Source organism: Allobrachymonas denitrificans DSM 15123, assembly GCF_900110225.1.
In the GTDB taxonomy this organism is placed as follows: Bacteria; Pseudomonadota; Gammaproteobacteria; order Burkholderiales; family Burkholderiaceae_C; genus Brachymonas; species Brachymonas denitrificans.
Map to the genome: position 1 here is coordinate 1,338,283 of NZ_FOCW01000001.1, position 18,552 is coordinate 1,356,834.

Annotated in this window: 14 protein-coding genes and 1 tRNA gene; 10 read left to right on the forward strand and 5 right to left on the reverse strand. The window is 61.9% G+C overall.

Annotated elements, in window-relative coordinates:
• Positions 1-6: 6 nt before the first annotated feature.
• Positions 7-1,707, reverse strand: coding sequence for a leucyl aminopeptidase (locus BMW28_RS06160; RefSeq protein ID WP_091815102.1), 1,701 nt, complete (start codon positions 1,705-1,707; stop codon positions 7-9).
• A gap of 40 nt (positions 1,708-1,747) precedes the next feature.
• Here BMW28_RS06160 and lptF point away from each other — a divergent pair, with 40 nt between their 5' ends.
• From lptF to BMW28_RS06185, 5 genes are all read left to right on the forward strand, one after another.
• Positions 1,748-2,899, forward strand: a complete 1,152-nt coding sequence (gene lptF / locus BMW28_RS06165) for an LPS export ABC transporter permease LptF (protein ID WP_091815105.1) — start codon at positions 1,748-1,750, stop codon at positions 2,897-2,899.
• Positions 2,896-4,002, forward strand: coding sequence for an LPS export ABC transporter permease LptG (gene lptG / locus BMW28_RS06170; protein WP_091815108.1), 1,107 nt, complete (start codon positions 2,896-2,898; stop codon positions 4,000-4,002). Before lptF ends, lptG begins: the two co-directional genes overlap by 4 nt.
• A gap of 120 nt (positions 4,003-4,122) precedes the next feature.
• A tRNA-Pro gene (locus BMW28_RS06175) sits at positions 4,123-4,199 on the forward strand.
• A 155-nt stretch (positions 4,200-4,354) separates the two neighbouring features.
• Positions 4,355-5,296 (forward strand): CysB family HTH-type transcriptional regulator, encoded by a 942-nt coding sequence (locus BMW28_RS06180; protein WP_091815111.1) that lies wholly within the window; start codon positions 4,355-4,357, stop codon positions 5,294-5,296.
• A 59-nt stretch (positions 5,297-5,355) separates the two neighbouring features.
• Complete coding sequence (locus BMW28_RS06185) at positions 5,356-6,531, forward strand: pyridoxal phosphate-dependent aminotransferase (protein WP_091815113.1); 1,176 nt, start codon at positions 5,356-5,358, stop codon at positions 6,529-6,531.
• A gap of 31 nt (positions 6,532-6,562) precedes the next feature.
• Here BMW28_RS06185 and BMW28_RS06190 read toward each other — a convergent pair whose 3' ends face one another.
• The 4 genes from BMW28_RS06190 to BMW28_RS06205 form a co-directional block, all read right to left on the reverse strand.
• Positions 6,563-6,925 (reverse strand): hypothetical protein, encoded by a 363-nt coding sequence (locus BMW28_RS06190; RefSeq protein WP_091815115.1) that lies wholly within the window; start codon positions 6,923-6,925, stop codon positions 6,563-6,565.
• 192 nt (positions 6,926-7,117) lie between these two features.
• Positions 7,118-7,690, reverse strand: a complete 573-nt coding sequence (locus BMW28_RS06195) for a c-type cytochrome (RefSeq protein ID WP_091815118.1) — start codon at positions 7,688-7,690, stop codon at positions 7,118-7,120.
• 191 nt (positions 7,691-7,881) lie between these two features.
• Positions 7,882-11,964, reverse strand: a complete 4,083-nt coding sequence (gene hrpA / locus BMW28_RS06200; protein WP_234970045.1) for an ATP-dependent RNA helicase HrpA — start codon at positions 11,962-11,964, stop codon at positions 7,882-7,884.
• Between the two features lie 149 nt (positions 11,965-12,113).
• Entirely contained in the window at positions 12,114-12,629 is a 516-nt protein-coding gene (locus BMW28_RS06205) for a response regulator transcription factor (RefSeq protein WP_091815123.1), read from the reverse strand.
• Between the two features lie 613 nt (positions 12,630-13,242).
• Between BMW28_RS06205 and BMW28_RS06210 the strand changes: the two genes are divergently transcribed.
• The 5 genes from BMW28_RS06210 to argA all read left to right on the forward strand — a co-directional run bounded on the left by BMW28_RS06210 (position 13,243) and on the right by argA (position 18,541).
• Positions 13,243-13,665 (forward strand): hypothetical protein, encoded by a 423-nt coding sequence (locus BMW28_RS06210; RefSeq protein WP_091815125.1) that lies wholly within the window; start codon positions 13,243-13,245, stop codon positions 13,663-13,665.
• An 84-nt stretch (positions 13,666-13,749) separates the two neighbouring features.
• Entirely contained in the window at positions 13,750-14,175 is a 426-nt protein-coding gene (locus BMW28_RS06215; RefSeq protein WP_091815128.1) for a hypothetical protein, read from the forward strand.
• A 240-nt stretch (positions 14,176-14,415) separates the two neighbouring features.
• Positions 14,416-15,912 (forward strand): DUF4384 domain-containing protein, encoded by a 1,497-nt coding sequence (locus BMW28_RS06220; RefSeq protein ID WP_234970001.1) that lies wholly within the window; start codon positions 14,416-14,418, stop codon positions 15,910-15,912.
• A gap of 28 nt (positions 15,913-15,940) precedes the next feature.
• The gene (locus BMW28_RS06225) at positions 15,941-16,984 is read left to right on the forward strand and encodes a tetratricopeptide repeat protein (RefSeq protein ID WP_091815134.1); all 1,044 of its coding nucleotides are present in this window, start codon (positions 15,941-15,943) and stop codon (positions 16,982-16,984) included.
• A 207-nt stretch (positions 16,985-17,191) separates the two neighbouring features.
• Positions 17,192-18,541, forward strand: a complete 1,350-nt coding sequence (gene argA, locus BMW28_RS06230; RefSeq protein ID WP_091815137.1) for an amino-acid N-acetyltransferase — start codon at positions 17,192-17,194, stop codon at positions 18,539-18,541.
• Positions 18,542-18,552: the final 11 nt, after the last annotated feature.

Below are 18,552 nucleotides of genomic sequence, written 5' to 3' on the forward strand. Positions count from 1 at the left end.
CACGCATCAGCGCTTGCCCGCTGCCGCGCCCTTGCCTGCACCGCGCTTTGGCGCATGCTCTTGCGCAGGAGTTGCCTTGGCGGCGGCGCTCTTGCTGGCAGCACCCGGCTTGACGCTGGAGGCTCCCTTGGCTGCCGCAGTTGCTGCCTTCAACGCAGGCTTGGCTTGCGCCTTGCCGGCACCTTTGGCGGCAGCCGTTGCCGGCTTGGCCTCTGCAGCAGGCAAGGCAAACTGCACCGGCGTCTTCGCCAGATTGAGCACCAGACGCACCAGCAGCGGCACCGGACGGCCCGTGCCGCCCTTGGCAGCACCTTCGTCCCACGCCGTGCCGGCGATATCGAGATGCGCCCACGGATAGGCCGAGGTATAACGCTCCAGGAACTTGGCCGCCGAGATGGCGCCCGCCGCACGGCCGGCGATATTGGCCATGTCGGCAAAGTTGGACTTGAGCCCCTTGCCATAGGCATCATCCATGGGCATGCGCCAGCACAGGTCGGCCGATTCGTTGGCCGCCTGCTCGATGGCCTGCGCCAGTTCGTCATGCTGGGTAAACAGACCCGAGCGCAAATTGCCCAGGGCCATCACGCAGTTGCCGGTCAGCGTGGCGATATCTACCACGGCCTGCGGCTTGAAGCGTTCCGCGTAAGTCAGTGCATCGCACAGGATCAGGCGCCCTTCCGCATCGGTATTGAGCACCTCGATGGTCTGGCCGCTCATGCTGGTGATCACGTCGCCTGGCTTGGTAGCATCGCCGCTCGGCATGTTCTCGCAGGCCGGAATCAGGCCGACCACGTTGATGGCGGGACGCAGATGGCGCAGCGCCTCGAACAGGCCCAGCACGCTGGCAGCGCCGGACATGTCGAACTTCATTTCATCCATGCCGGCACCCGGCTTGATGGAAATGCCGCCGCTGTCGAAAGTGATGCCCTTGCCGACAAACGTCAGCGGCGCCTGCTTGCGGTCCGCACCGTTGTAGTGCAGCACGATAAAGCGCAGCGGCTCCGTGGAGCCCTTGGCCACGGCCAGGAAGGCGCCCATGCCCAGCTTGCGCACCTTGGCTTCGTCAAGCACCTCGCACTTGAAGCGCGCATCGGCATGGCCTTCATTGCCGTTGCGGGCGATTTCCTCCGCCACCTTGCCCAGCATGGTGGGCGTGGCATGGTTGGCCGGGCGGTTGGCCCATTCGCGCGCCAGACCCATGCCTGCCAGCAGCGCCTTGCCTTCCTCGAAACCCTCGCGGCAGGCTCCCGCATTGGGTGCACCGATGATGACCTTCTTCAGGCCCCCCTTGGCCGAGGGCTTGGTATTGCTGTAGACGTAGCCTGCTCCACCCACGGCCAGCATGGCGGTGCGGATCTGGTCGAGCGACGCATCCTGGGCGAAATACACGGCCAGGCGCACATCCTCGTTGACCAGTTCCTTGACCGCCTTGGACAGGGCATCGCGGATGTCCTGCGGCTTGCCCTGGCCGATGCCGAGCAGCACCACGCGGGATGCAAATGCATCATCCGGCAGGTACAGGGAGAGCCGCTTGCCCGCCTCCGGGCTCCAGTGACCACACTGCATGGCCTTGGCGATGGTGGCGGGCAGGCCCGTCATGCGCTCGGGCAGCACTTCGTAGCCATCACGCAGCAACACCAGCAGCACATCGCTGCGCTGAGCCTTGCCGGGAGCCAGCAGATCGGAGGGGGAGAGTTGGAAATTCATGATAATGTCGGTTTGTTCTTGGATTGCAAGCGCGGGACTAATGTTATTCGATTCTTCCATACGCCGCGAACTGACCCGCACCTTTGGCGCGACGCTGTTCGTGCTGCTCATCATCGTGCTCACCATGATGCTGATCCGCACACTCAATTTCGCCAACAAGGGCACGGTGGACCCGTCCGAAGTGTCGCTGGTGCTGGGCTTCACGGTGCTGGCCTACTTTCCCACCATCCTCACGCTCAGCCTGTTCATCGCCATCGTCTACACCCTCTCGCGCATGTACCGCGACAGCGAGATGGACGTCTGGTTCTCCAGCGGCCAGGGCCTGTTCCGCTTTCTGCGCCCGGTGCTGCAGTTTTCCGCGCCGGTCATCGTGGTGATCGCCCTGCTTTCCGTGTTCGGCTGGCCTTGGGCCAATGCCAAGTCGCAGGAACTGCTCAACCGCTACCAGAGCCGGGGCGACCTGGAGCGCATCGCGCCCGGACAGTTTCAGGAATCACGCGATGGCAGCCGCGTCTTCTATATCGACAACAAGGACATGAAGGAACGTGGCACTCCGGACAAGGCAAGCAAGCTGTTCATTTTTGCGCGCCAGCCCAAGAGCGAGGTGGTGGTATCGGCCAAGAACGGCCATATCCGCGTGCAGGACAACGACCGCTTTGCCATCCTCAATGACGGCCAGAGCACCGAGATCCACGACGACCAGACGCTCACCATCAGCCGCTTTCAGGAATATGGCATCCGCATCGGCAACAAGCCGGTGGAAGTGAAGGATGTCAACCTGAACGATCCGAGCACACTCACCGGCATTTCGCCACGCATCATCCCCACGCAAGACCTGTTCCGCATCGCCGAAGGCCGTTTCCAGGGCGAGCTGGGCTGGCGCCTGGGAATGGCACTGGCCGGCATCAACTTCATGCTGCTGGCACTTGCGTCGTCGCGCGTCAACCCGCGCTCGGGGCGCAGTGGAGGCCTGATCGTGGCACTGCTGTTCTTCGTGGCCTACTTCAACCTGCTGAACTTCGGCAAGAACTGGGTCGCCACCGGCAAGATCAACATGCCGATGATGCTGCTGGTGCTGCATGGTGGGGTATTTGTCGTGTCCCTGCTCTGGCTCTGGAAACGTCATACGCAATGGTCTTTCGGCAGCATGCTGCATCGCCGTCGCGCCCGTGAAACAGAGGTGCCAGCATGAGGACAGCACAGGCCTATGTGCACCGCCAGATCTATCTGGCCGTGCTGTTCGTGACCATCGGGTTTCTCGCGCTGTTCTTCTTCTTTGATGCGATCAACGAGATTTCCTTCACCAGCCGCAATCCGGTGCTGCAGTACACCATCGTGAATGCGCTGTCCTATGTGGCCATGCTGATTCCCGGCCACATATACGAACTGCTGCCGATCGCCGTGCTGATCGGCACCATCTTCGTCATGGCCAGTATGGCGCAGAGCTCCGAATTCACCATTCTGCGCACCAGCGGCCTGAGCCCGGGACGTGCGCTGCGCAGCCTGCTGTGGATCGGCGCGCTGTTCGGGGTGCTCACCTTCGTGATCGGAGACTACGTGGCACCGCGTACGGAGAAGTTTGCCCAGAACTACAAGGCACGCTTCGAGGGCAGCATCACGTCCGGCCGCACCGGCGCCTGGATGAAGGAAAGCGTGGGTGGCAACGACCGCATCGTCAACGTGCAGCAGCTCACGCCCACGGCAGAAATGCGCAACCTGCGCATCTTCAACTTCGACGGCAACGGCGCCCTGTCGGATATCGTCAAGGCAGAAACCGGCACCTTTGGCCAAGATGGCAACTGGCATCTGCAGAAGGTGCAGCACACGGTGCTGACAGGAGCGGCCGAAGAGCAACTCCGCATCAAGCGCGAGCAGGTGCCTAGCCTGTACCTGCAAACGGAAATCTCGCAGAGCATGGTCGCCTCTGCCCTGCTGGAGGCAGACCGCATGTCGGCCGTCGAGCTCTACCAGTACGTATCCCACCTCAAGAGCAACAACCAGTCGGCACAGAACTACGAGATCCAGTTCTGGCGCAAGGTGTTCTACCCGCTCAGCTGCCTGGTGATGGTGATCCTGGCACTGCCCTTTGCCTACCTGCACTTCCGCTCGGGCAACATCACCTCTGCGGTGTTTGGCGGCGTGGTGATCGGCATCAGCTTCTTCCTGCTCAACAACGTGTTCGGCTACATCGGCAACCTCAACGGCTGGGTGCCCTGGATTGCCGCGGCGATACCGAGCGTGATCTACACCTTCATCTCGCTGGGGGCGTTTGTCTGGCTGGTGCTCAAGCGCTAGCGTGGGCTGTACCGGCTTGGTTGTAGCCAGCAGAGGCATCAGCAACCGTCGCATCAATTTATGCAGAAAATTTTGAACAGCTTGAAAATCACCAAAATGTAGCGCTATAATCAAGGGCTTCGGAGTATGGCGCAGCCTGGTAGCGCGTCTCGTTCGGGACGAGAAGGTCGAAGGTTCGAATCCTTTTACTCCGACCACATTGAAAAGGGTTGCAGCATCCGTGCTGCAACCCTTTTTCTATTCTGCATCGCTGCAACAACGGCTTCAACATGCAGGACGGGAATAACTAGAGTTCTCTTTATATAATATCGCCCATAACGACCACCGCCGGTCTTTTTCCTCTCCGGGCATCATGAACCTCCATCAATTCCGCTTCGTCCAGGAGGCGGTTCGCCGCAACCTCAACCTCACCGAAACCGCCAAGGCGCTTTTCACCTCGCAGCCGGGCGTCTCCAAGGCCATCATCGAGCTCGAGGAAGAGCTGGGCGTGGACATCTTCGCGCGCCATGGCAAGCGCCTCAAGCACGTGACCGAGCCGGGCCAGCACATCCTGGCCAGCATCGAGATCATCCAGCGCGAAGTGGCCAATCTCAAGCGCATCGGGGAACAGTTCAGCACGCAGGACAGCGGTCGCCTGAGCATCGCCGCCACCCATACGCAGGCGCGCTACGTGTTGCCGCTGCGCGTCGCCCAGCTGCGCCAGCGCTATCCCAAGGTGCAGGTCAGCCTGCACCAGGGCACGCCGGATCAGGTCGCGCGCATGCTGCAGGAAGAATCTGCCGAAATCGGCATCGCCACCGAATCGCTGGCCGACTATCCCGATCTGGTCACCCTGCCCTGCTATGACTGGCAGCACGTGCTGGTTGTGCCCGAGAACCATGTGCTGGCGCAGGAAGAGCGCATCACGCTGGAGCTGCTGGCCCAACAGCCGCTGATCACCTACCACCCCTCGTTCACCGGCCGCACCCGCATCGACCAGGCCTTTGCCCAGCGCCGCCTCACGCCGGACATCGTGCTCGAAGCCATCGATTCCGACGTCATCAGCACCTACGTGATGCATGGCTTGGGTGTGGGTATCGTGGCGGAAATGGTGATGACCCATGATCCCAAGCCGGGACTGGTGTACCGCCCGCTCGGTCATCTGTTCGGCAGCAACGTCACGCGCGTGGCCTTCAAGCGCGGGGTCTATCTGCGCAACTACGTGTACGAGTTTGCCGAGTACCTGAGCGACCGCCTGCCGCGCCAGCTCGTCATGAAGGCCATGACCGGCCAGTTTGACGACTACGAGCTGTAAGCACCCCGCACCGCCTTGCCGCCCGCCGCCGGAACCGCCGGCCGGGCTTCGGAGATTTCATGAGCGATACCCTGCACACCCCTGCCGTTTCCTCACGCCTGCCTGCCGTCGGCACCACGATTTTTTCCGTCATGTCCGCGCTGGCCCAGCAGCATGAAGCGGTGAACCTTGGACAGGGCTTTCCGGATTTTCCGTGCGATCCCAAGCTGATTGACGCCGTGCACCGGGCCATGCTCGCGGGCCACAACCAGTATCCGCCCATGCCCGGCGTGCCGGCGCTGCGACAGGCAATTGCAGCCAAGATCCAATGCCTGTACGGCCAGGCCTTTGACGCCGATGCGAGCATCACCGTGACAGCCGGCGCGACACAGGCACTGCTCACCTGCCTGCTCGCCGTGGTGCAGCCAGGGGACGAAGTGATCGTGCTGGAGCCCTGCTACGACAGCTACCTGCCCGGCATCGCCATGGCCGGCGGCATCCCGGTGCGTGTTCCCCTCACTCCGGGCAGCTTCCGGCCCGATTTTGACCGTATTGCCGCCGCGCTGACCCCGCGCACGCGCGCCATCCTGATCAACACTCCGCACAATCCGTCGGGAACGGTGTGGAGCGAGGAGGACATGCTGCGCCTGCAGCACCTGCTGGACGGGACGGACGTGATCGTCATCAGCGACGAGGTGTACGAGCACATGGTGTTTGATGGCGCGCCGCATTGCAGCGTGACACGCTACCCGGCTCTGGCCGCCCGCAGCATGATCGTGAGCAGCTTCGGCAAGACCTACCATGTGACGGGCTGGAAGGTCGGCTATGTGGCGGCACCGCCGGCGCTGACGGCCGAGTTCCGCAAGATCCACCAATTCAACGTGTTCACCGTGAACACGCCGATGCAGCACGGGCTGGCCGACTACATGCGCGATCCCCAGCCCTATCTGCAATTGCCGGTCTTCTACCAGCGCAAGCGCGATCTGTTTGCCGAAGGGCTACGTTCCACACGTCTGCAGCTGCTGCCATGCACCGGCACCTACTTCCAGTGCGTGCGCTACGGCGATCTTTCGGTGCCCGAGCGGGATCTTTCCGAAGGGGAATTCTGCCAATGGCTGACGCGTGAAGTGGGGGTGGCGGCAATTCCGCTCTCTGCCTTCTATGCAGACGGCTTCGAGCAGAAGATCATCCGCTTCTGTTTTGCCAAGCGTGACGAAACGCTGGCGCTCGCACTGGAGCGCCTGGCACGCCTGTGAAGGTCTAGCCCCCGCAATAAGGGGGCTACGCTTACTTGCTGGCCGCAGCTTCCTGGGCGCGCTTGGCGGCAGCTTCAGCTTTCTGCAGTGCGGTGTTGGCAGCGGCCTTGCCTTCGGCCGCAGCTTCCTGCATGGCTGCCTTGCCGTCCGCTGCGGCATCCTTCATGGTGCTCTTGGCGCGCTCGGCGGCGGCTGCAGCCTTTTCGGCAGCGGCAGACGCCGCAGTGGCAGCCGCCTTGCCAGCCATCTCGGCCGCAGAAGCCGCCTGATCAACGGCAGCGTTAGCCTGCGCTGCTGCGCGCTCATCCTTGGTCGTCTCTTCCTTCTTGCCACAGGCAGCCACGGACATGGCGGCAACCAGGGATGCAACAAGCAGGGTGCGTTGGAATTTCATGGGGTTCCTCGAGATGTGGCTGATTGGGTAAAGACTGACAGTTTCATGACGACACCGTCATGTGCGACTGTAGCGGATTCCCCTGCTTACGTGCAAGTCCACCTGCAACACGATGCAAACGGCAGACAACACAGAACCCCGAAAAAGCAAAAGGCCGCCCGAAGGCGGCCTCCTGTCGAATCCCGGAGGGGATTACTTGGCGTGGCTGACCATGTACATCACGGCAGCTTTCACGTCCTCGTCAGGAGCGGTGGAGCCACCCTTGGGAGGCATCACGCCCTTCTGGCCAGTGAAGCCCTCGATGGAGTGCTTGAACAGGGTTTCTTCGCCTTGAGCGATACGGGGAGCCCAGTCAGCCTTGTCATCCAGCTTGGGAGCACCGGCAACGCCAGCAGCGTGGCAAGCCTGGCAGGTGGACTTGTACAGGGCTTCGCCCTTGGCCAGGTCGAGGCCGGCGGCGGCGCCAGCGGCGGCACCGGTCACGGCAGCAGAAGCAGCGCCGGCAGCGGCAGATGCAGCGTCCACAGCGGAAGCAGCAGCAGCGGCCGTGGCAGCAGCAGCGTTGTCGACGGCGGAAGCAGCGCTGTCAACGGCTGCGGAAGCAGCGGTCACGGCAGCGGAACCGGCCATTTCGACGGAAGAAGCGGCCATGTCGGCAGCGGAAGCTGCCTGGCTGGCGGCAGCGGAGTCTTCCTTCTGGCCGCAGGCAGTGAGGGCTGCAGCAGCAGCGATGGTCAGGGCGAGCAGAGAGCGTTGAACGTTCATGATTTGTTCCTTCGGTTCATTGGAAAAGTCAGAGTCAGGCACTTTCCGGTAACTTCTGTGGCAAAGCGCTGCCGACGGGTGCCACTGTAACGGCCCCTGCCCTCATTGTGTGTCAGACAACTGCCACTTGTGAGGTTATTGTCAGGAAACTTGTTACACGGTGCCGGATAACAACGGTCTCTTGATTCCGCTCAATACACCAGTTGCTGCCAGGCCTTCTCGAGTCGTTTTACGCTGACAGGTTGCGGCGTACGCAACTCCTGGGCAAAGAAGCTCACCCGCAGTTCCTCCAGCAGCCAGCGGAATTCCTGCATGCGGACGTCCAGCTGCCCCTTGCGCTCTGCCACCAGTCGCCAGTAGCGCTGTTCCAGTGGCTTGTGCTCCGCCATTTTCTGGGCATCTCGGGCAGGATCGGCGCGCAGCTTGTCCAGACGCAGGGTGATGGCCTTGAGGTAACGCGGCAGATGCTGCAGCTGCGGCCAGGGCGTTTCGGCCAGAAAGCGTTTGCCGCACAGGCGCTGCAGCTGCTGCGTGGCATCGGCCACCGCGTCGGGCTGTATCTTCGTATCCTTGATCTTGCGGCTGGCCACGGCAAATTCGGTCAGCACCACACCCGCCTGACGGGCCACTTCCTGCGCAATCAGGCTCAGGCGGCCGCGGCCTTCGTCCACCCGTTTGGCAAAGGCCTCGGCATCGGTCGGCAGCGAATCACCCAGAAAAGCCCGGTCCATGGCCACGTCCAGGATCTGCTGGCGCAATTCCTCCGCAGTGCCCAGCGGCATGTACGCCGCTGCCATCTTCTGGAAGTCCGGCAGGTTTTTTTCCAGATACTTGAGCGCATCCTTCACCTGCAGGGCAAACAGCCGGCGCAGGCCAGAGCGGTGACGCGCTGCTGCCACTTCCGGTTCGTCGAACACCTCGATGCTGACGGCATTGCCCTGGTCGATCAGGGCAGGAAAGCCGATCAACGTCTGGCGGCCACGGCGCATCTCCATGATCTCCGGCAGTTCGCCGAAGGACCAACTGGTGTAGCGCTGGTCTTCCGGCAGCTCCGTGGCCTTGGAGGCGCCTGCTCCCTGTCTGGCAGGCTTGTCTGCCTGTGCCCGGTTGGAATGGAGCTTTTCGTCGCCTTTTCGCGCCCCGGCTCCGGCGTGCGGATTCGCTCCACCTGTCTGCTGTGCATCGGGTGGGGCACTGCGCAGATCCTGCCGCAACACGGCCAGTGCCTGGAAGGCTCCGCGCGCCTGGCTGCCCAGTTCGGCCTTGAGTGCGCCCAGGTTGCGCCCCATGCCGAGCTGGCGGCCATGCTCGTCCGTCACACGCAGGTTCATGAACAGATGCGCAGGCAGCATGTCCAGCTTGAAATCATTGCGCTTCACGTCCAGGCTGGTCTGGTCGCGCACGGCCTTGAGCAGCGCATCCGTCAGGCTGCCCTTGGCAAAGCCCGGATCCTGCTGCAGCTGGGCCGCCAGACGCGTGGCACTTTCCGGCAGCGGCACAAAGCGGCTGCGCGGGCGTTGCGGCAGGCTCTTGAGCAGGGCCTGGATCTTGTCCTTGAGCATGCCGGGCACCAGCCATTCGGCGCGGTCTTCGCTCACCTGGTTCAGTGCGAACAGCGGCACTTCGACTGTCACGCCGTCACGCGCATCGCCGGGCTGGTGCAGATACGTCGCGCGACAATCCACACCGCCCAGGCGGATGGTGCGCGGGAACAGGTCGGTCGTGATGCCGGCCGCTTCGTGCCGCATCAGTTCTTCCCGGCTGATCTGCAGCAGCCTGGGCTGACTCTTGCTGGCGCTGCGGAACCATTTTTCCAGCTGGTGCGCATTGGTGACATCAGCCGGAATCTGCGCATCGTAGAAGGCGTAGATCAGCTCGTCATCCACCAGCACGTCCTGCCGGCGCGACTTGTGCTCCAGCTCCTCAACCTGCCGCACCATCTTGCGGTTGGCGGCCAGAAAAGGCAGCGACGATTCCCAATCGTCGCCCACCAGCGCCTGACGAATGAAGATCTCGCGCGCGCTGACCGGATCAATACGGTCGTAATCCACGCGGCGGTTGTTGTAGACCACGATGCCGTAGAGCGTGGCGCGTTCCAGCGCCACCACCTTGCCGGCCTTCTTCTCCCAGTGCGGATCCAGCAGCTGCTTGCGCAGCAGGTGACCACCCACCTCTTCCAGCCATTGCGGCTCGATATTGGCAATGCCGCGGCCGAACAGGCGCGTGGTCTCCACCAGCTCCGCGCAGGCAATCCAGCGCCCGGGCTTCTTGCGCAGGTGCGCGCCCGGATGGCGCCAGAACTTGATGCCGCGCGCGCCCAGATACCAGTCTTCGTCCTCGCTCTTGACACCGACGTTGCCCAGCAGGCCCGCCAGCATGCTCTGGTGCAGCTGGGCGTAGCTGGCTGGCGCCACATTGTGCTTCCAGCCCTGCTCGCCCGCCACCGTCAGCAACTGGCTGTGGATGTCGCGCCATTCGCGCACGCGGCGCACGTTGATGAAGTTCTGGCGCAGCAGGGATTCGTACTGGCGATTGCTGAGCTTGTGGGTTGGTGCGGTGCCGGAAGCGCTTACGGCGTTGGCAGGCTGCAAACGGGCTGCCTGCGCCTGCGGGCCCTTGCCTGTGCCCGCCTGGCCCCGAGGCCCCTTGCCTGCTGGTTCCGGCTGATTCGCCGAAGCCTCTTGCGGAGCCGCCACCAGACGCTGCGCCACCGGCAGCACCGCCAGCGAAGCGCACTTGCGCGACTGCGCTGCCTGTTGCGCACGCGCCGACGGCAGTGATGGTGTTCCACCCCGCGCCTCATGCAGCCATTGCCACAGCTTCAGCGTGCTGACAAACTCGCTTTTCTCGTCATCGAACTTGGCCTGCACCTGATCGGCCTGGGCCTGCTGTTCCAGCGGACGGTCGCGCACGTCCTGCACGCTCAGCGCGGAAGCGATCACCAGCGCCTCGTCCAGCGCACCACGGGCATTCGCTTCCAGCAGAATGCGGCCGATGCGGGGGTCCAGCGGCAGACGCGACAGCGCCCGACCCACATCAGTCAACTGATTCGCCCCGTCCACCGCTCCCAGTTCGTTGAGCAACTGGTAGCCATCGGCAATCGCCTTGGGACGCGGCGCTTCCAGGAACGGAAAGCGCTCCACTTCGCCCAGATGCAGCGACTGCATGCGCAGAATCACTCCCGCCAGCGAGGAACGCAGGATCTCGGGATCGGTAAAGCGCGGCCGGCTGTTGAAATCCTTCTCGTCATACAGGCGGATGCAGATGCCGTTGGCGACGCGGCCGCAGCGGCCTGCACGCTGGTTAGCCGCCGCCTGGCTGACCGGCTCCACCAGCAGCTGCTCCACCTTGTTGCGGTAGCTGTAGCGTTTTACACGCGCCGTACCGGCATCGATCACGTAGCGGATGCCAGGCACCGTGAGCGAGGTTTCTGCCACGTTGGTGGCCAGCACGATGCGGCGGCCACCGTGGCTGTCGAACACCCGGTCCTGTTCGGCCTGGCTCAGGCGGGCAAACAGCGGCAACACCTCGGTGTTGCGCAGCACCGGGCTGTGGCTCAGGTGCTTGCGCAAATGGTCGGCCGCCTCGCGGATTTCGCGCTCGCCAGGCAGGAAAACCAGAATGTCGCCGCTCTCCGCCGGCAAACGCCAGAGCTCATCCACCGCATCGGCAATGGCGGTGTTCAAGTCCGTGTCCTTGCTCTCCTCGAACGGACGGTAACGCACCTCCACCGGATACAGCCGCCCCGACACCATCAGCACCGGCGCCGGCCCCTTGCGCGAGGCAAAATGCCGGGCAAAACGGTCGGCATCAATGGTGGCCGATGTGACGATGACCTTCAGGTCGGGGCGCCGCGGCAGGATCTCCTTGAGGTAGCCAAGCAGGAAGTCGATGTTCAGGCTGCGTTCGTGTGCCTCGTCGATGATCAACGTGTCATACGCATGGAGCAGCGGATCGCTCTGCGTTTCGGCCAGCAGGATGCCGTCCGTCATCAGCTTGACGGACGCGCCCTTGTGCAGGCGATCCTGGAAGCGCACCTTGTAGCCCACGACTTCGCCCAGCGGCGTCTTGAGTTCTTCGGCAATGCGCCTGGCCACGCTGCTGGCAGCGATCCGGCGCGGCTGGGTATGGCCGATCAGGCGTGGCTTGTCGCCAGCGCGCGCGTGCATGGCGCCACGGCCCAGCGCCAGCGCAATCTTGGGCAACTGCGTGGTCTTGCCCGAGCCGGTCTCGCCGCAGACGATGACCACCTGGTGCCCGCGCACCGCCGCCATGATCTCATCGCGCCGGGAAGATACCGGCAGGTTTTCAGGGAACTCGATCAGCAATGTGAAGCCTGCCTGGCAGCCACAGGCCCACCAGCAAATAGACAAAAATGTAATTATCCCTGATCACGCCCCCGGTACAGGAACGCATCCGGAAATTACCGGAGATAACCCTGGGCGAACGCCTTGCTCACTGCCTGGGCACGCGACCGAACCTGCAGCTTGCGATAGATATTCTTGAGGTGTGCGCTCGCCGTCTGCGCACTGATACCCAGTTCCTCCCCCACTTCAGCACTGGTATGGCCTTTGGCCACCAGTTGCAAGACCTCCTGCTCGCGGGACGTCAGAAGCTCGCCATCCCGGGAGTCCTTGCCCCCCAAGTGGTGGATCGTCCTGCGAGCGGCTCCATCGCGCAGTCTTGGCAGCAAGCGGCGAGTAACGCTGGCGGTCAAGGGCGCCCCACCGTGCATCACCTCGACAACGGCATCGCCGTAGCTGACAAACCACGAGCTCTTGACGAGATACCCGGTAGCGCCCCTGTCAAAAGCATGCACCGCCTCCATCTCGTCGTCGCGCGTGGAAGTCGCGATCACTTCGACCAGCGGCATGCTCTGCTTGATGTGGCCGATCACGTCAAGGCATTGCACGTCCTGCAGATGGAGATCAAGCAGCATGACATCGAAATCCTATTGAGTCAGTATGCGCCTCACTTCCTTCACGGAGCTGGCAACTGCACACAACTCGATCCGCTCGTCCTTCTGCAGCTCGCAACCGATCACGCGCCGGGCATGCGTATTTCCTTCCGCCAGTACTACCTGTATCGGTCGACCCATTTTTCCAAAATAACGTCGCATTTAATAATACCATAATGTTAATGCTATAGCAGCAATAATCTTCGGGTGCACGCAAAAATTCCAGATGCCTATCGCATCTCCGAGTTCTTATCAAGATTGTCACCCGCTTAAGATGCGGCAATAAACGTTAAATTTTTTTGTTTTTTGTAATTTATTTCGATTGGACACAAATTTTTCATTTAGATACAAATAGTTCTTTATAATTATATTCTTTTCATTTATCAATATAGATCAAGGGTTTATCGCTGCCACATGTTCATCTTCGTGGTTTGATGGGTACCTCAATCAGGTCATTCCAAAAGCCTGGCAAGCAAAGCACACTGCAGCTGTCGGGCCGATGATGTAACACGGTAAAAACATCGGCCCGTCCGGCTGGCAGATCGTTCTGTTCTGTCGTCCGCACCCACCAACCTCTAAGCTAGGAGAAACCATCATGAAACGCCTCGCAATCATCGCTGCCGCTTTCGCCACGACTGCCGCTTTCGCCGCCCCCGGTGAAGTACAGATCAACGCCCCCCAGATCCAGGGTGTGGCTGCCATCCAGTCTTCCATTTCCAACGAATCTCGCGGCTTCATGACCAAGGCTCAGCAGAACGTGTCCACCAACACGGCTGGTGTCGAAATCAACCAGCCGTCTATTCAACTGACGATCGCCAATGACTCTGACGTGAGCAACAGCGCACGCGGCTTCATGAGCACCGCAAAGCAGAACCTGGCCAGCAACGACGGCACCGTGTACGTTGACGCTGCTCAGCTGCAGGTCGTCTACGCTAACGACTCCACCATCTCCAACGAAGCTCGCGGCTTCATGGCTGACGCCGTGCAGAACCTGGCCACCAACTACGCTCCCAACTAAGCGTTCGGCTTGAGTCCAGCGTGCAGCTGCCGGCCATCATGGCAGGCAGCTGCCTTTCCGTCACCGCACGTCCAGGAGACTGTCATGTCCATCAAGCGTTTGCAACTGATCACCATCCTGCTGGCCGGCAGTTCCGCAGCCACGCCTCTGCTGGCAGGCCCATGGGAAGACCCCATCAGCCTGGATCGTCCCGTGCACTATCTGAAACTGCCCAATTACGCGACGCAAAAGTCCACCCCTCTTCAAAAGGCTGATGGCATGCCTGCTTCGCTGCGCGCGAAGGTGGCACGCTACCAGGCCAAAGCCAAGTCCGCGATGAACGGAGATGGCACGATCTACACCGAAAAGGACGTGATCTCCAAGAGCTCCGGCAATGCCCTGCATCGTACCTGCGTTCAGGAAGTTGCAAGCAATACCTATGCAACCACTCCGGGAGCGCCCGTGGCGAAGAAAGGCCAGGGAGATCAGATCGTCGTCCTGCGCGGGGACGTCATCAATATCTGCAAGTAACCAGCCCATCTGCCACTGCCAGTTGCCAAACCGCAGCCGGAACGAACAAGAAAGCCACATCGAAAGCTTGCCATGCCGACTCGTATCCAGAAAGCACTTTCTTCCCGTCTCCATCGCTTGGCAGGCCGTCGACCGCCCTCCTTGCGTCTTCTTGTTCCGGCATTGACAACCTTGCTGGTCGCCGGCTGCAGCCTGCCCATCAACCCGGCCCGGGATGCTGAATTCCAGTCCTACGCCAGCATGTCATCCAGGCCAGTCACCCGGCCTGTCCGCTCCATTTCCAGCTTCTCCGACTCCCTGATGTGCATGGACAAGCTGTTCCAGGAGGCACGCGTTCCCACGACCCTGATCAGCAGCAAGTCCATCCCGGACTACTCCACACGGGTCCCGGTTGCCACCAAGGAAATGATCATCACGGCCCTGTCGCAGATGTCGCGCCTGAGCAACGCCTTCCGTTACGTGGACTTTGAAGTGGACATCGCACGTCAGGATACCGTCCAGAACCTGACCACGATTCTGCTCAACAACAACCAGATGCAGCTGCAGCGGCCTGCACTGTATGTATCGGGAGGCATGTCCTTCGTCGACCAGAACGTCATCAACAACCGCATGCAGCTGGGAACGTCCGCCACCCGCTTCGAGAGTGGCGCAAGCACCAACCGAAGTGCCACCGTAGTGGGTCTGGAGCTGCATCTGGGAGACTTCAAATCCCGTACCATCATTCCAGGACTTGACTCTGCCAATGAAGTCGTCATCGGCAACGGCGGACAGGGGCTGGATCTTTCCGGCCGGATTGGCAAGTATGGATGGGATTTCAACGTCGGCCGCGATTATGCTGCAGGCACTGGCGCTGCCGTGCGCACCTTGGTGGAACTGGCCATGATCGAGCTGACGGGCAAGTGGGCCCGTGTTCCCTACTGGCAGTGCCTGACGCTGGAGCAGACCCACCCCGCCTTCCAGCGCCAACTGCGTGAGTGGTACGAATCCAACGATTCGCTTACCCGGCAGCGCCTGATTCAGCGCTCGCTCATGGCGCAGGGTTACCTCCCGCGCAGCGAAACCCTGCTGCTTGCCAACAGCCCCATTCTGCGCGAGGCGATTGGCAAGTTCCAGGCCGACCAGGGCATGGTGGTTACCGGCATTATCGACTACACCACCTATGACCGTGTCCTGCGCAACTTTGTGAAGTTGGACGAAGAAGGGCAATTCAAGCGCATCGGATGGACAAACGCCAGGATGGAGAAAGAACAGGGCGACGACACCGTCCCCGATACGTCGGCCCCCCTGAAAATCGATCTCGCCATTGAAAACCCCGTCATCGACAAGACGCGCTTCTACTCGGGAACTCCCTTGTTCCTCTCGGTGCGCCTGTCTCGCGCTTCGCACCTGTCGTGTTACCACGCCAGCCCGCAGGGCAACGTGATTCGCCTGCTTCCCAACATGTCCAATCCTGCCTCCCTGGTCTCGGCCAACCAGACCATCCGCATTCCTGACTGGATGTCCCCCAATCCGCCTTTCGTGCTGGATACAGGGGTGCCTGGCACCGAATCGGCCATCTGCGTGGCCACCACCGAAGATCCCATGCAGAAACTGCCGGCAACCTATCGTGTGCCTGCCCTGACCTTGATCAAGGGTGCCAATGGTGTCGAAGGGGTGCGCCAGCAATTCGAGCAGGCCCTCGGGAAAGACGCCATCGCCTACCAAACGCTGAATTGGCAGGTTCTGCCCAAACAGTAACCTGTGCAACACAAGCCCGGTGCCAAGCATGCCCAAAACGCTGATTCCGAATGGCTGCAAACAGCAAGCTGCCCTCATTGCTGCCCTGCTGCTCATTGCCCTGCATGGCAATGGGACAGCTTGGACGAAAGAGGCCGGAACAAACATCTCTTCGGCGCAGGCATGCCAGGCCAGCGAACAGGAAATATCCAGACTGAAGTGGGAAGTCAATGGCATGCAATCCAGCAAGGCGGCGGCTGCCAATGCCGCCTGGCTGCTGGGGCTCATCCACCTGCATGGCGCAGGCACCCGTCCCGATCTGCCCCAGGCCTTTGACTGGTTTACCCGATCTCTGGACTTGGGTGGCCAGGCCTGGGCGCATGCAGGACTGGCCTGGTGCCACCTGGAAGCCTGCAAAGGAGAGGCAGACCATGAGGCTGCCGCCAAACATATTGCAGCCCTCAGGCATACCCACGCAGCCCGTGCAGATTATCTCGACTGGCTGCTGAAAACACGCCAGGGTCTAGGCAGCCTTGCCGGCTCCGAGCAGCTGCTCCAGCGTGCCGCACGCGCTGGCGATATTCAGGCGCAGGTCGAATTGGGATTGCGTGCTGTCTCCGACAACAAGCCGTCACAGGCAGCCCAGCATTTCCGGCAGGCCTCCCCGCTTTCTCCATCCGCCCAGACCAACATCCGCATTCTCCAGCAGCAAAGCGTCAAGATACAGGGGCGCTACCCGGATGCCCGCAGTCCGGCAGAGGACATCTATCGCGCAGCGCGCGCCAATCACCGCGGTGATGGCCGCCCCAGAAACTATACGGAAGCCATACGGCTTTACCGGCTGGCCAGCTCCAAGGGAAACCTTGCTGCCAGGAAAATGCTGGAGCTGATTTACTCTCGCCCCGGGGCTGCAGGTGGCGTAGACATTGGCTGGATGTCGCAACTTGCCCATATCAACCCGGTACAAATAGCGCCAGCTCTTGCCGAACCTCCAGCTCCGGGCGACGCAAACCGCTTGCAGCGTGACCCTAGCCCGCTCTTTGACCTGTTGCCTTCGCACTGGCAAAAGTGCGTGCGCTCCGAAGCACCCTGAGGCCTCGGGAAAATCCCGATAGCGCCAGCGCGGACATCACTGGCTGCATCGGGACAACACTTGCGTCACTAATTCACATCCCGGGGCCTGCAAGACCTTTTGCATGGAAGGGAAAAGACGGACAATTGGAGGATTGGCAGCCGCACAACCCAGTGTCGCAAGCGGCCGCAAGCCCTCACAAGAATCGAACAAGCCCCCTGCCCTCCGATGTCCGGCGTCTTCAACTTCACCTTTGTTCCCTGGTTCCGTTCCGTTGCGCCCTACATCCACATGCACCGTGGCAAGACGATCGTGATCGGGGTGCCCGGTGAAGCCATTGCTGCCGGCAAACTCGGCAACATCGCGCAGGACCTGGCGCTGATCCAGAGCATGGGCGTGCAGATCGTGCTGGTGCACGGCTTTCGTCCGCAGGTGAACGAGCAGTTGCGCGCCAAGGGCTACGAGCCGCATTTCTACAAGGGCACCCGCGTCACCGACAGCGTGGCCCTCGACTGCGCGCTCGAAGCGGCCGGCCAGCTGCGCTACGAAGTGGAAGCCGCCTTCAGCCAGGGCCTGCCCAACACGCCCATGGCCGGCGCCACGGTGCGCGTCATCTCCGGCAACTTCCTCACGGCCCGCCCGGTCGGCATTGTCGATGGCGTCGACTACCAGCACTCCGGCCTGGTGCGCAAGGTCGATGCCACGGCCATCCAGACCATGCTGGATGGCGGCGCCATGGTGCTGCTGTCTCCCCTCGGCTTCTCGCCCACCGGCGAAGCCTTCAACCTCACGATGGAAAACGTGGCCACCGAGGTTGCCAGCGAACTGCACGCCGACAAGCTGATCTTCCTGACGGACAACGGCGGCATCCGCCTGCGCCCCATGGATCCTCCCGGCGACGACAACCCGGTCGATACCGAACTGCCGCTGGCCTACGCCGAGTCGCTGCTGAGTCAGCTGCCTCCCGCAGAAAAGCCCTCCGATATGGGCTTTCACCTGCAGTATTGCGTCACCGCCTGCAAGAACGGCGTGGAGCGCAGCCACATCGTGCCCTACCTGGTGGACGGCTCCATCCTGCTCGAGATCTACACCCACGACGGTATCGGCAGCATGGTGGTGGATGAAAAGCTCGAAAGCCTGCGCGAAGCCACCATCGAGGACGTGGGCGGTATCCTGCAGCTGATCGAGCCGTTCGAGAAGGACGGCACCCTGGTCAAGCGCAGCCGCACCGAAATCGAGCGTGATGCCGACCACTACACCATCATCGAACACGACGGCGTGATTTTCGGCTGCGCCGCACTCTACCCCTACCCCGAGGACGGCACCGGCGAAATGGCCTCCGTCACTGTCAGCCCGCAGGTGCAGGGTCAGGGTGACGGCGACAAGCTGCTGCGCCGCATCGAACAACGCGCCCGCGCCATGGGCCTCAAGAGCATCTTCGTCCTCACCACGCGCACCATGCACTGGTTCATCAAGCGCGGCTTCACGGTGGTGGATCCCTCCTGGCTGCCCGAAGCACGCAAGCGCAAGTACAACTGGGACCGCAAGAGCCTGGTACTGGTCAAGAAACTGCAGTAAGCCCCGTGTGT